This window comes from Pseudoduganella sp. R-34 (assembly GCF_049904655.1).
Taxonomy (GTDB): Bacteria; Pseudomonadota; Gammaproteobacteria; order Burkholderiales; family Burkholderiaceae_D; genus Rugamonas.
The window spans coordinates 5,246,200-5,258,951 of record NZ_CP184572.1 but is presented as its reverse complement, the minus strand read 5'-3'; the positions used below and the strand labels follow the sequence as shown (position 1 = coordinate 5,258,951).

Here is a 12,752-nt window from a genome sequence, read left to right as displayed (position 1 = left end):
TGCTTTGGCCTTGCTGCTGACTGTCCTGGCCCACCTGGCTGTCCTGGCCAGCGTGGGCAGGCAGGGCACGCCTGGTGAATCCGCGCCGCAGCCTGCCTCCCCCATGCTGGTGCTTACCTTGCTGCCGGCGCCGGCATTGGCGCCGGCTCGTGGCAGTGGGGCGGTGCAACGACCAGCGCCGGCTCCGGCCGCGCCAGCCGCGCCCCTGGCGCAGGCCGAACCGTCGGCGGAACCGGCGTTTACGCCGCGCTATTTCCTCCAGGATGAATTGACCGAGCAGCCTTCCGTGGCCAGTGGCCTGGCCAGGCGTCGCTGGCTGGTGTTGCCGGGGGCTGCCAGCGGCAACATCACGGTGCGCTTCTGGATCAACGACATGGGCGATGTGATACGTGTACATCTGGTTCACAGCGACGCCAATGAGGAAGAGAAAGCAGCGATGCTGGCGGCGTTGCAGCAAGTGCTTTTCCATCCAGCCCATATCGGGCGCATCGCCGTGCACAGCGAAGTGCAAATGGACTTGCGGGTGGTCGGCGAAGTGGGTTTCTAAACCTTCATTCGAGCCGGCGCGCAATCCGGTTCAGGCCCACGGGCGTCACGCCGAGATAAGCGGCCAATTCCTTCTGCGGCACGCGCTGCACCAGCCCGGCGCGCCTTTCCAGCAAGTGCTGGTACATCTGTTCCGGAGAGTACATCAACAGGTCGCGCTCGCGCACCATTTTCAGCTGAGTCAAAGCCTGGAAGCCGAAACGGATCGCTTTCTGCCATGCCAGGTGGCGCCCACCCAGGTCGTCCAGCAGGCGCCAGTCGATGACCTCCAGCACGCTGGCCTCCAGCGCCGCCGCGCCAAAGCTGGTTCGCCCGCCCGGCTGGAATCCAATCGGACAGGCAAACAGCTCGTCTTCCACCGTGAAACTCTTGATCCACTCCTTGCCGTCGGCCGTGGTGTAGAACTGCTTGAGCAGGCCGGTGCGCACAGCGAACAGGCGCGGGCAGGCATCGCCTTCGTGGAACGCGAACTCGCGCTCGCGCAGTTGCAGCAGCTGCACGGAGGCGGCCAGTTGCTCCACCTCGGGCAACTGCAGGCCGGCAGCCTGTTCCAGTCGGCGCAATGCGCGCACCAGCGTCAAATGTTCCATGCAGGCGATTATAGAATGACGCCGAGCTGGCGCATCATCTTCAAGTCTTCGGTGATGCGCCAGTGCTGGCAGATGCGTCCATCCCTGATCCATTCGATCTGCATCTGCCGCACGTCGATCGATTTGCCAGTCGGTTCGATGCCGAACAAGCTGCCGGTGTGCGTGCCGGTCATGTGGACGTAGGCCGCTACGCGGTCTGCTGCGACCACCAGGTCTACGATGGCGTAATGCAGGTCGGGAATCCCGCTGCGCATCATCAGCACAATGGGCTTGAGGCCCGCCGGCCCGGGTTGCGGATCGGGCAGGCCCGGACTGTGGTTGCGGTAGTCGCTGGTCAGCAGTTCGTCGAGCACCTCGACTTTGCCCTGGTTCCAGACTTCTTCGAAATAGCGTTCGATCAGCCGCGCGTTCGCTTGCAATGACATGTCTTCCTCCTTGAAAGAGGACAGCTTAGCGAGGCGTGGTCCGCGCGTAATTAACCCGGGTTAATGCCCACCACGCGGCCGCGCTGCTGCGGCACCAGCAGCGTCACGTCGCCGGCTTCCACCGCGCTGCTCGGGTCGGCCAGGAAGCGCGACAGGCCGGCTTCCCCGCTGCGCGCCTGCACCCCGACCCAGGCGTCGCGCCAGGTATGCTTGGCGGCGTACAGGGCGGCATCGGCCAGGCGCTGCAGCGATTCCGGCGTCAGCGCGCTGGGGCGGCCCGGCATGCCGGGGAAGGTGGCAAAGCCGATCGAGACGGTCTTGCGCAGCACCTGGCCGCCGGGAATCAGGAATTCGTGGGCGGCGATGGCCAAGCGGATCTTTTCCGCCAGCGCGGTGGCGTCGTTGCGGTCGATGAAGCGCGCCACCAGCAGGAACTCCTCGCCGCCCCAGCGCACGATGTGGTCGGAGCTGCGCATGCAGTCGCGCAGCAGCCTGGCCGTCTGCTGCAGCACGGCGTCGCCGGCGGCATGGCCGTGCTGGTCGTTGACGCGCTTGAAGTGGTCGAGGTCGAGCATGAACAGCACCAGGTCGGCATGCGGCTCGGGCGGCAGGCTGCGATGGCGGCGCGCCGCCAGGTCGAAGTCGGCCTGGATGGTCTGTTCCAGGTAGCGCCGGTTGTGCAGTCCGGTCAGCGGGTCGGTCAGGCTGGCTTGCTCCAGCCGGCGCGAAGCCGCTTCCAGGGCGGCGGTACGCTCGGCCACCAGGCGCTCCAGGCGTTCGCCGCGGCGGCGCAAGGTGTGCAGCCGCAGGCGGAACAGGAAGGCCACGCCCAGTGCGCCCAGCACCCACATGGAAGTACGGAACCACCACGTCTGGTAGAAGGCCGGCTGCACGTGCAGCTTGAGCGCCCATTCCTGCGGGCTCCAGTGGCCGGCGCGGTTGCTGGCCTGGACCCGTAGCTGGTAGTCGCCCGGCGGCAGGTGGGAATAGGCGGCCACGCGCTGGCGCGCATCGACATTGACCCAGCCGGCGTCGTAGCCGTCCAGGCGGTAGCGGTATTGCTGCTGTTCCGGCGCGCTGAAGTCGGGCGCGGCAAACTCCAGGCGCAGGTCGCGCTGGCTGGGCGACAGCGTGCGCTCGGCGAGCACGCCGGCGCCGGGCTGCTCGACGCCGTCGATGGTCAGTGCGGTCGCGCTCACGGCAGGCTGGTATTCCCAGCGCCGCAGCATATGCGGGCGCACGCGCAGCAAGCCTTCCGGCGAACCAAACAGCAGGTCGCCGTTGCGCATGCGCGCGCGGCTGGCGTAATACAAGGTGCGGAATTCATTGCCGTCGGCGCGGTCGAAGCTGCGCCAGCGCCAGGTCAGCGGGTCGATGCGCACGCGGCTGCCCAGCCACACCTGGCCTTGCGCGTCCTGCAGCAGCGACTCGGGCGGGTGGGGCGGCAGTTTCAGGCGCGTTGACAGCACGTCGAAGTGCGCGGCCTGGCCGTCGAAGGAGCGCAGGATGGCAGCGCCGGACTGGGTGGCCAGCCAGAGCTGGCCGTCCTTGTCGACCATCAGGTCCGGCACCCAGTTGTCGGGCAGGCTGTCGGCGCGCGCCGGATCGCGCACAATGCGGCGCGCCTTGCCGCTCCTGGTGTCGAATGCATTCAGGCCGTCATTGGTACCGATCCACAGCGTTCCGTCCGGCGTGAAGGCGAGCGCTTCGACTTCGCGCCCGGACAGGCTGCCTGGATCGTCGGGCTGGTGGCGCCAGGCGCTCACGGCACCGTCCTTGCCGATGCGTGCCAGGCCTTGCTGGGCGCCGGCCCACAGCGCGCCGTCGGCGCCAAAAACCATGGTGCGGATCGGGCCGCCCGGCAAGCCATGCGCGCTGCCGAAGCGCTGGAAGCCTTGCTGGCCGGGGCGCTGGCGGTGCAGCGTGCCATCCAGTGTCGCCACCCACATGCTGCCATCGGGCCCCTGGGCCAGGCAGGAAATGGCGCCGTCTGACAGCGCGTCGCCGCGGCTGGCGTCGGGGCGGAAGCCTGCCGCCAGCCGGCCGTTGGCATCGAGCACGTCGACGCCATTACCATTGGTGCCGAGCCACAGCCTGCCGTCGGCCGCTTCCAGCGCGCGCACGATGGCCGGGTGGCTCGGGCCCAGCGGGTTGGATGGGCTGTGCCGCAGCTTGAGGAAGGCGCGGCTGGCGGGATCGTGGTGCGCAATGCCGCCGCCCCAGGTGCCGGCCCAGGCCAGGCCGGAACGGTCGACCAGCAGCGCGCCAATGCGATCGTTGCCGATGCTGGACGTGCTGGTGCTGTCGTATTGCAAGCGGTCGACCACGGCCAGGCTGGCGCCGTCGATCACGTCGATGCCTTTGCCGAAAGTGCCGAGCCAGATTTCGCCCGGCAGCGGTTCGGCAATGCTATAGATCCAGAAGTGGCTCAGCCCTGCCAGTGCATGCAACTGGCCGCTGGCAGGATCGTACACGGCGGCGCCCTGGCGCGAGCTGCCGATCCAGATGCGGCCACGGCCGTCCTGGAACAGGCGGATCGCATTGGCCGGGCCGACCGGCGCCGAGAAGCGGTCGTCGCCCAGCCAGCGCTGCAAGCCGGCGTCGCTGGCCACCCACAGGCGGCCTTCGCGGTCCAGCAGGACGGAGCGCAGCTGGTTGTTGGCCAGGCTGTTGCTGTCGCCCTCCACGTGGCGGTATTGAGTGAAGCGGCCGCTGGCGGGATCAAGGACCGACAAGCCGTTGTCGGTGGCCAGCCAGAGCACGCCGCCGGCCAGTTCCGCGATGCCTTCCACGCGATCGTTGGCCAGGCTGTCCTTGCGTTGCGGGTCGTGCCGGTACTGGGTAAAGCGTTCGGTGCGCGGATCGAACACCGACAGGCCGCCGCTGATGGTGCCGATCCACAGCCTTCCATCGCGCGCAGCGTGCAAGGCGCGGATGTAGCTGCCGCCGATTGATGCGGGATCGCCGGGGTGCGGGCGGAATACCTTGTAGCCGTAGCCGTCGTAGCGCACCAGACCGTCCTGGGTGCCGATCCACAGCATGCCCTGGGCGTCCTGCGCCATCACGGTGCTGAGGTGGGCCGGCACCTGGTCCGGCATGGCGACGCGCTGGAACGAGACTACACCCGGCCGTTGTTGCGCCGATGCCATAGTGCCTGCAGCCAGCAGGCAGGCGAACAGAGAGGACCGCAGCAGCGCACGCATTGCCAGGAGATGGTCAAATTGAAACTATCATTATGCCATGATCAGCTATCTCTGCTAGCATGAAGCCACACGGGAGGCAGCATGCGCGCATGGTGGGCGATCGGTGTGGCTGGCCTGGCGGCGTTGCCGCCGGCCTTGGCGCAGCAGGCGCAGGATGGCGCGCTGCCCAGCGTCTACGTCACGGCGCAACGCCGCGCCGAGCCGCTGCAGGAAGTCCCGTTCAACGTGTCGGTCCTTGGCGGAGAAGCGCTCGACGTGCTGGCCGCCAGCGGCCGCGACTTGCGCTACCTGGCATCGCGCATGCCCAGCCTGCACATCGAATCCGACTTTGGCCGATCGTTCCCGCGTTTCTACCTGCGCGGCCTGGGCAATACCGACTTCGACCTGAACGCCGCGCAACCGGTCGGCATCGTGTACGACGACGTCGTGCAGGAGAATCCGCTGCTCAAGTCCTTCCCCCTGTTCGACCTGCAGCAAGTGGAACTGCTGCGCGGGCCGCAGGGCAGCCTGTTCGGGCGCAATGCGCCGGCTGGCGTGGTGAAGTTCGATTCGGTGCGGCCTGCCTTCAGGACCGAAGGCTACGCCAATGCCGCTTACGGCAGTGACGAGATGCGCAACCTGGATGGCGCATTCAATACGCCGCTGGGCGAAACGCTGGCGCTGCGCGTGTCGCTGCTTAGCCAGCACCGCGGCAACCGTGTCTTCAACGACCGCCCCAACGCAGCCACCACGGAATTCGAGGGCTATCATGACAATGCCGCGCGGGTACAGCTGCTGTACCAGCCGAACTCCGCCTTCAGCGCGCTGTTGAACGGGCACGGGCGCCGCATGGGAGGACGTGCCACGCTGTTCCGCGCCAATATCCTGCAAAAGGGCAGCAACGCACTGGCGCCGGGCTTTGATTACGCCAGCCTGCCGACCGACGGCATGAACCATCAGTCCCTGAAAACCAACGGTGCCAGCCTGCGCCTGCGCTGGCAGTTCGACGGCCTTTCCCTGCATGCCATCTCGGGCTGGGAGCGGGCGCGCTTCTACAGCCGTGCCGACGTCGACGCCGGCTTTGGCTCGCTGGCGCATCCTCCCATGGGACCGGGCCGCATTCCTTTCCCGTCCGAGACCGCCGACGCGTTGCCGAAGCACAGGCAGTTGACGCAGGAGGTCCGGCTCGAGTCCGATCCGGCGCAGGTATGGAGCTGGCTGGCCGGCGTGTACGGCTTCAGCGAGAAGATCAGGGTCGACAGCTTCAGCTTCGACACCTTCAACGGCAATCGCCAGAACGCCTACGCCTGGCAGGAGCAGGACAGCCGTTCGCTGGCCGCCTTCGGCGCCGTGTCGTGGCGCGCGCGCCCGGGCCTGCTGCTGCGCGCCGGCCTGCGCTACACCAAGGACCGCAAGGACTTCGTCGCCGCGCGCCCGCAAGCGGCGCCCGGCGCGTCGCCGATCGCCAGGCTGGAAGCCGCTCCGCGCGGCAACGACTTCAGCTGGGATCTCGGCGCCACCCAGGCCCTGTCGCCGGACAGCCATGTGTACGCGCGCCTTGCGACCGGCTACCGCGCACCGTCGATCCAGGGCCGCATCCTGTTCGGCAACAGCCTGTCCGTCGCGCGCGCCGAGCAAGCCCGCAGTTGGGAAGCGGGCTGGAAGCAGGATCTCATGCAGCGCCGCGCGCGCCTCGGCCTGGCCGTGTTCCGCTACACGATCGACGACATGCAGCTTACGGCCGGCAGCGGCGTCGTCAACCAGAACCGCCTGGTCAACGCGGCCAGGGTGCGCGGGCAGGGCGCCGAAGTCGAATGGCTGATGCGTCCCAACAGCGAATGGACAGCCAGTGTGGGCGCCAGCTACAACGCCACCAGTATCCGCGATGCCGGCCTGTTCGTGCTCCCCTGCGGCAATGGCTGCACGGTGCTCGATCCGCGCGGCACGGCGCCCAACAACGTCTTCATCGACGGCAATCCGCTGCCGCGTTCACCGCGCTGGATCGCCAATGCCACGCTGCGCTACAGCCGGCCCTGGCGCAACGGTGAATTGTTCGCGTATGCCGACTGGGCCTATCGCGGCAAATACAATTTCTTCCTGTACGAGGCGGTGGAGTACAAGGCGCGCCCGCTGCTGGACGGCGGGCTGCGGCTTGGCTACCGGGACAGGGGCGAACGCTTCGAGGTAGCGGCTTTCGTACGCAACGCGGCGAACAGGCTCGTGGCGGTGGCAGCCATCGACTTCAACAACTTCACCGGTGTCGTCAACGAACCGCGCAGCTACGGCGTGCAGGTGAAATTCACTTACTGATACTTCGACGTCATGCGCAGCCATTGCGGATCTTCGCGCATGCGCTTGACGATGGGAGCAACCTTGTCGAACAGGTCATTGCGTCCCAGCGGCACAAGGAAGCGGCGCTCCGTCGCGCGGCCCGGCAAATCCACGAAAGTCAGGCTGCCGTGCAAGCCATGCAGCCGTACGAAATAGCGCGCCGCCGATTCCGAAACGGCCACGCAATCAATGCGGCCGCGGCGCAGCTTCTCCAGGTTGATTTCCTCGCTGATGGCATCCTGGCGCAGCAAGCCGTGGCGCTGGATCCATTCCTCAATGCCCGGGTAGACGTAGCCCAGCGTCAAGCCAATCGATTTGCCGGCCAGCCCTTGCCCGGCATCCATCTGCACCGGATGGTCGATGCGCGACACCAGCACGAAATGGTCGATGGCGAAAGCCGTGGTCCACAGGTATTTCTTCTGTGCGACGTCATCGAACCATTGGGGCATCATGCCAATAACGATGCCGTCCAGCGTGCCGTCTTCCAGCCGCATCTGCAAGCGCTTGCGCGGCAGGTAGGCCAGCCGGTAGCTGGTGCCGTCCGTGGCCTGTTTGTTCAGGTAGTCGATTGCTTCGTAATAGATACCTCGGGTGCCATCGATGACGAGCGGGGCAAAGTTAGCGCTGGTGTAGACGGTGACGGTTTCTGCCTGCGCGACTGGCAAGAGCAGCGTAACAATCAGCGTCAACAGCGGCGTAATAAATTTCATAAGGGCACTATAACAAAGCGCTTGCACTTGCATCATGAAAGTTAAATTCTTCAATGGCAATTGTTTCGCGCGCCTGCAACACAAATGGTGATGGAGAAAGAGATTTTTGTCGTTAATTCTCACGAATTGTAACGTGGGGCCATAAATCGGCATATGATCAAAGCAAGAGGTATCGCGGTGCTGTAACGCACCTTTTACTGAACTTTTCTTTGGGAAACTGCCATGAATCCTACCTCTCTTCTCGGCCAGCTCAAGCTGAGCCACAAGTTCATGATCCTCGGCCTGATTGCTGCACTGCTGGCTATCATTCCTGCATTCCTCTACATGAGCGAGGCTGGCAAGGTTCTCGCTGCATATGAAGGTGAGCATGAAGGCTTGCCGATCGTGGTGGATGGACTGAAGGTTGTGCAGTACACGCAGCAGCATCGCGGCCTGTCGGCATTGGTGCTGGGCGGCGTGACCAGCGTGGCGGAAAAGCGCCGCGCCAAACAGGCTGAGGCGGACGCGGCGTATGGCCGGCTGGAGAAGGCGGCGGCAAAGCTGGGCGACAAAGCCATCATCGACGCCTTCGCTGCCGCCAAGCAGGAGTGGGAGACGCTGCGCAACAATGTAGCTGAGGGCAAGATCACCGTGCCGCAAAGCTATGCGGGCCATACCGGCCTGGTGCCCAAGCTGCTCAAGGTGAACGAGCTGATTGGCGACGCGTACGGCCTGAGCCTCGATCCCGACAAGGATACTTACCAGCTCATCCAGTCGATGTTCTACCAGTTGCCATGGCTGACCGAAGAAACCGGCAAGACGCGCGCCAAGGGCGCCGGCCTGCTGGCGAAAAAGGAAGCCACGCCCGAGGACCGCATGCAGCAGGCAGCCATCATGTCGCGCGTGACCGATCGCCTGGACCAGACCCTGACGGCCTTCGGCAAGGCCGCCGCCGCAAATCCTGCCATTGAGGCCAAGCTTGGGGCGCAGTTGCGCGAGGCGGGCGATGCAGCACGCAAGATCGTCGACCTGGGCACGGAGCAGATCGTGAAAGCCGATCCGCTGACCTATTCCGGCGAAGAGTGGGTGGCCAAGACCACGGCGGCAATTGATATGCAGTTTGCCGTCAACGAAGTTGCTGCGAAAGAGATCGACGCCATGCTGTCACAGAAAATCAAGGGCTTCACCGAGCAGCGCTGGATCATGGTTGTATCGATGGTGCTGTTGTTTTCCCTGGCTGCCTGGATCTGCATGCTGATCGCCCGCTCGGTGACGGTGCCGCTGCAAAATGCCATTGCGGTGGCGGACGAAGTGGCGAAAGGCAAGCTCGATAACGACATCGATGTTGGTCCGCCCAATGAAGTAGGGCAGTTGCTGCGTTCCCTCAAGTCCATGAGCGAGAGCTTGCGCGGCATCGTGTCCGATGTGCGCGCCAGTGTCGACCAGATCAATGCGGCCAGCCGCGATATCGCCACCGGCAATGCCGATGTGTCGTCGCGGCTGGAATCGCAGGCCTCCAACTTGGAAGAAACCGCATCTTCAATGGAAGAACTGACTTCCACCGTCAAGCAAAATGCCGATAACGCGCGCCAGGCCAACCAGTTGGTGCACAGCGCGGCCGGCGTGGCCGGCAAGGGCGGCGAAGTGGTGTCGCAAGTGGTGCAGACCATGGGCGAAATCAATGACAGCTCGCGCAAGATCGTGGACATCATTGGCGTGATTGATGGCATCGCTTTCCAGACCAATATCCTTGCCCTGAACGCCGCGGTGGAAGCGGCGCGCGCCGGCGAGCAGGGGCGCGGCTTTGCGGTAGTGGCTTCCGAGGTGCGCAACCTGGCGCAGCGTTCGGCCTCGGCGGCCAAGGAAATCAAGGATTTGATCAACCACAGCGTGGACCGGGTCGAGACCGGCAACCGCCTGGTCGGCGAAGCCGGCCTGGCAATGCAGGAGGTGCTGAAGAGCGTGCAGAGCATTACCGCCATCATGCAGGAGATCGCTACCGCATCGGCCGAACAGGGCAATGGTATCGAGCAAATCAATATGGCCGTGACGCAGATGGACGACACCACGCAGCAAAACGCGGCGCTGGTGGAACAGACCGCAGCCGCGTCGGCCAGCCTGCAGGAGCAGGCGCAGATGCTGGTGAAATCGATCAGCATCTTCACGCTGGGGAATGAAGATGCGGCCGCACCGGTGGTGCGCAAGGCGGCTGCTTCGCGCCGCATGCCGAGCAATGTGCGCGCGTTGCGGGCGGCCTCGGTATAATTTCTTGCATGGAAAAGCTCAGGGACTTAGCCACCATTATTTCGGAAGTGCAGCGTGGGGAACTGGTATTCCCCACCAGCGTCAATGCCGCACTGGCATTGCAGCTTGCCTTGGCTGATCCTGATTGCCACGACGATGAGATAGCGCGCAAGGTGCTGGGCGAACCGGTGCTGGCGACGCGCGCTGTCGCCCTGGCCAATGCCGCGGTGTTCCGGCGCCATGGCGCGCCGCCCATCACCAGTGCGCGCGCTGCCGTGATGCGACTTGGCTACCGCAACCTGTACTCGCTGGCCGCTGCCATGGTGGTGCGCCAGTTCGGCGCCCGCATCCGCGACCCGCAGTTGCGCGAACGCGCCGAGCAATTGTGGAAGTATTCCGCGCACGTGGCGGCCATCGCATACCAGGTGGCGCGCCATATCACCAGCACCGATCCCGACACGGCGCTGTTCGCCGGCATTGTGCATGAGGCCGGTAATTTCTTCCTGCTGTCCCAAGCAGACCAGGTTCCCGGCTTGCTGGATGACATGGGGCACCGCCTGGGACCGGTGCAGGAAATCGTGGCGCGCGAAGTGCTGCGCAAGCTGCAGGTGCCGGAGGCAGTCGGCGCCGCCATCATTTCGCTGCGCGATGGCGCCATCAGCCTGCCGCCCGCCGGCCTGCGCGATACCCTGCTGCTGGCGCGTCACCTGTGCCCCGTGCTGTCGCCGCTGCCTGCGCCGCAGGACGATTACCTGGTGCGGCGCTCCGACATCGTGCAATGCCTGGAAAGCTTCCCCGACCTTGCCGAGCTCCTTGACGTTGCCGCTGCCGAAGCGCGCTCGATGGGCGTGGCGCTACTGGCCTGAAGCGCCCGGCGGCGCATCCTCCAGCAACTGTTTGGCCAGCAGGCCGGCGTGCGGCGTCAAGGCTGAAAAATCCCGCGCGCAGAGAAAGAGCCGGCGCGTGGCCCATGGTTCGGAGAGGCGCACCACGGCAAGGTCGCGCCGGATTTGCCGGGCCAGCGCGCTGGACATGATCGAGATGCCGATACCCGCTTCGACGTGCAGCGCCACGTGCTCGATATTGCGCAGCTGGATGCGGTAGTCGAGCTGGCGCCCCAGGCGCGAAGCGCGCTCCGCCAGGTGGGTTTCCAGCGCGGTGTCCGCGATGCCGACGATCGCTTCGCCAAGGATGTCGGCAAAGGTCGCATCGCCTTGCCGCGCCACCCGGTGACGGCGGTGGGTGACGACGACCAGCTGGTCGCTGGCGATCAGGTGGGTCTGCAGCGGGCCGAAGTCGGTGATGTCTGCCACGATGCCAAGGTCGGCGCGCCGGTCCACCATGGACTGGACGATCTCGGCGCTGGGCCGCTCCAGCAAGTCGATCGAGAGGTCGCGGTGCGTGGCCAGGAAGCGGCACAGGTGCGGCGGCAGGAAAGCAGCCATGGCGGCGGAGTTCGACAGCACCCTGATACGGCCCTTCAGGCCAGTGGCGTAGGTGCGCAGGTCGCCGCGCATCTGTTCGACCTGGCCCAGGATGGAACGTGCATGGCGCTCGAATGCTTCGCCCGCCGCCGTGGCCCGCACGCCGCGGCGGTTGCGCTCGAGCAGCGGCGCGCCCAGCGCCGCCTCCATGCCGGCGATGCGCTCGCTGACCGAGGCCAGCGCCAGGTGCATGCTGCGTGCACCCTGGGTCAGGCTGCCGCATTCCACGACAGTGAGGAAGAGCCGCATATCGGTCAGGTCGAAGCGCATTGCCAAGTCTCCAGCATTCGGAATTTCCGAAGTGTAGCACCGGAATTGCCAGATTGCGGGCAGCGGGCCGGCCGTCTAACATCGGCGGCATGGATTCGATGATTCTGACTTTTTCCGCGGGGATGCTGGCTGGAGCGATGAACGCGCTGGCGGGCGGAGGCTCATTTGTCAGCCTGCCGGCACTGATCGCCGCTGGCGTGCCACCGGTTCAGGCGAATGCTTCCAGCACGGTAGCCTTGTTCCCGGGCGGGCTGGCCAGCGCCTGGGCCTACCGCGACGGCTTGCAGCCGGTCGGCGGCGTCCCACTGCGACTGATGCTGGCGACAACGCTGTGCGGCGGCTTGGCCGGAGCCCTGCTGCTGTTGCGGACTTCATCAGCGGCATTTACCTTTGTGCTGCCATGGCTCCTGCTGTTGGCGTCGATTGCGCTGGCGTTCGGGCGGCGCCTTGGTGCGGCACTGCGAGCGCGCTGGCAGGTGGGCGCGCCTGCGGTGCTGGCGCTGCAGTTCGCCCTCGGCGTGTACGGCGGTTATTTTGGCGGCGCGGTCGGGATCATGATGATGGCCATGTGGGGCCTGATCGACAAGCGCGACCTGAAGGAGTTGAATGCGCCGCGCACGCTGCTGGTCAGCGCAGCCAATGGCGTGGCGGTGGCTGCATTCATGTTTGCACATGCAGTGCATTGGCCGCTCACGCTGGCCATGCTGGCCGGCGCGGTCATCGGCGGCTATGGCGGCGCTCGCGCCGGGCGCCGCGCACCAGCTGAGGTAATCCGCGCATTCACGCTGCTCACCACGTTCTGCATCACCTTGATGTTCTTTGTGAAGGCCTGCCTGGGAGGCAACCATGCTTGACGCATTGCTGGAAACGATTGGAACGCTGGGTGTACTGGCCAGCATTGGCGTAAAACTGGCCACATGCTTGCCCAAGGCTCAACATCGAAATCGAGAGCTCGTCAACCGTGAACGGCAGCTTCGATGCAAAGCGCGCC

Annotated in this window: 10 protein-coding genes; 5 read left to right on the top strand and 5 right to left on the bottom strand. The window is 65.5% G+C overall.

Annotated features, from left to right (window positions below):
• The first annotated feature begins 10 nt into the window (after positions 1 to 10).
• The gene (locus ACN9MW_RS24120; RefSeq protein WP_426163496.1) at positions 11 to 547 is read left to right on the top strand and encodes a hypothetical protein; all 537 of its coding nucleotides are present in this window, start codon (positions 11 to 13) and stop codon (positions 545 to 547) included.
• Positions 548 to 551: 4 nt separating this feature from the next.
• Here the strand turns inward: ACN9MW_RS24120 and ACN9MW_RS24115 are convergent, their stop codons facing one another.
• Genes ACN9MW_RS24115 through ACN9MW_RS24105 form a run of 3 tightly spaced genes read right to left on the bottom strand, consistent with a single transcriptional unit; the run spans position 552 to position 4,710 of the window.
• A complete protein-coding gene (locus ACN9MW_RS24115; protein WP_426163494.1) occupies positions 552 to 1,136 on the bottom strand; it encodes a Crp/Fnr family transcriptional regulator in 585 nt (194 codons plus the stop codon).
• Between the two features lie 8 nt (positions 1,137 to 1,144).
• A complete protein-coding gene (locus ACN9MW_RS24110) occupies positions 1,145 to 1,561 on the bottom strand; it encodes an ester cyclase (protein WP_426163492.1) in 417 nt (138 codons plus the stop codon).
• Between the two features lie 50 nt (positions 1,562 to 1,611).
• Positions 1,612 to 4,710 (bottom strand): ligand-binding sensor domain-containing diguanylate cyclase, encoded by a 3,099-nt coding sequence (locus ACN9MW_RS24105; RefSeq protein ID WP_426163490.1) that lies wholly within the window; start codon positions 4,708 to 4,710, stop codon positions 1,612 to 1,614.
• A 135-nt stretch (positions 4,711 to 4,845) separates the two neighbouring features.
• On the opposite strand from ACN9MW_RS24105, the gene ACN9MW_RS24100 reads away from it, so the two are divergent.
• On the top strand, positions 4,846 to 7,053 hold the full coding sequence (locus tag ACN9MW_RS24100; RefSeq protein WP_426163488.1) for a TonB-dependent receptor: 2,208 nt from the start codon (positions 4,846 to 4,848) through the stop codon (positions 7,051 to 7,053).
• Here ACN9MW_RS24100 and ACN9MW_RS24095 read toward each other — a convergent pair.
• On the bottom strand, positions 7,047 to 7,784 hold the full coding sequence (locus tag ACN9MW_RS24095; RefSeq protein ID WP_426163485.1) for a substrate-binding periplasmic protein: 738 nt from the start codon (positions 7,782 to 7,784) through the stop codon (positions 7,047 to 7,049). The genes ACN9MW_RS24100 and ACN9MW_RS24095 overlap by 7 nt on opposite strands.
• 222 nt (positions 7,785 to 8,006) lie before the next feature.
• Between ACN9MW_RS24095 and ACN9MW_RS24090 the strand changes: the two genes are divergently transcribed.
• Both ACN9MW_RS24090 and ACN9MW_RS24085 read left to right on the top strand, forming a co-directional pair.
• Complete coding sequence (locus tag ACN9MW_RS24090; protein ID WP_426163482.1) at positions 8,007 to 10,028, top strand: methyl-accepting chemotaxis protein; 2,022 nt, start codon at positions 8,007 to 8,009, stop codon at positions 10,026 to 10,028.
• A gap of 8 nt (positions 10,029 to 10,036) precedes the next feature.
• Positions 10,037 to 10,873 carry an HDOD domain-containing protein gene (locus ACN9MW_RS24085; RefSeq protein WP_426163480.1) on the top strand — a complete coding sequence of 279 codons (837 nt, stop codon included), beginning with the start codon at positions 10,037 to 10,039 and terminating at the stop codon, positions 10,871 to 10,873.
• Here the strand turns inward: ACN9MW_RS24085 and ACN9MW_RS24080 are convergent.
• A complete protein-coding gene (locus ACN9MW_RS24080) occupies positions 10,862 to 11,761 on the bottom strand; it encodes a LysR family transcriptional regulator (protein WP_426163478.1) in 900 nt (299 codons plus the stop codon). The two genes, ACN9MW_RS24085 and ACN9MW_RS24080, sit on opposite strands and share 12 nt — an antisense overlap.
• A gap of 89 nt (positions 11,762 to 11,850) precedes the next feature.
• Between ACN9MW_RS24080 and ACN9MW_RS24075 the strand changes: the two genes are divergently transcribed.
• Positions 11,851 to 12,615: a sulfite exporter TauE/SafE family protein gene (locus ACN9MW_RS24075; RefSeq protein ID WP_426163475.1), complete on the top strand. Its 765-nt coding sequence runs from the start codon at positions 11,851 to 11,853 to the stop codon at positions 12,613 to 12,615.
• The last annotated feature ends 137 nt before the right edge of the window (positions 12,616 to 12,752 follow it).

Bases quoted from the DNA above. Each gene is read 5' to 3' on its own strand.
- ACN9MW_RS24110 (WP_426163492.1), bottom strand. From the start codon at position 1,561: ATGTCATTGCAAGCGAACGCGCGGCTGATCGAACGCTATTTCGAAGAA.
- ACN9MW_RS24090 (WP_426163482.1), top strand. From the start codon at position 8,007: ATGAATCCTACCTCTCTTCTCGGCCAGCTCAAGCTGAGCCACAAGTTC.
- ACN9MW_RS24085 (WP_426163480.1), top strand. From the start codon at position 10,037: ATGGAAAAGCTCAGGGACTTAGCCACCATTATTTCGGAAGTGCAGCGT.
- ACN9MW_RS24080 (WP_426163478.1), bottom strand. From the start codon at position 11,761: ATGCGCTTCGACCTGACCGATATGCGGCTCTTCCTCACTGTCGTGGAA.
- ACN9MW_RS24095 (WP_426163485.1), bottom strand. From the start codon at position 7,784: ATGAAATTTATTACGCCGCTGTTGACGCTGATTGTTACGCTGCTCTTG.
- ACN9MW_RS24115 (WP_426163494.1), bottom strand. From the start codon at position 1,136: ATGGAACATTTGACGCTGGTGCGCGCATTGCGCCGACTGGAACAGGCT.
- ACN9MW_RS24105 (WP_426163490.1), bottom strand. From the start codon at position 4,710: ATGGCATCGGCGCAACAACGGCCGGGTGTAGTCTCGTTCCAGCGCGTC.
- ACN9MW_RS24075 (WP_426163475.1), top strand. From the start codon at position 11,851: ATGGATTCGATGATTCTGACTTTTTCCGCGGGGATGCTGGCTGGAGCG.
- ACN9MW_RS24100 (WP_426163488.1), top strand. From the start codon at position 4,846: ATGCGCGCATGGTGGGCGATCGGTGTGGCTGGCCTGGCGGCGTTGCCG.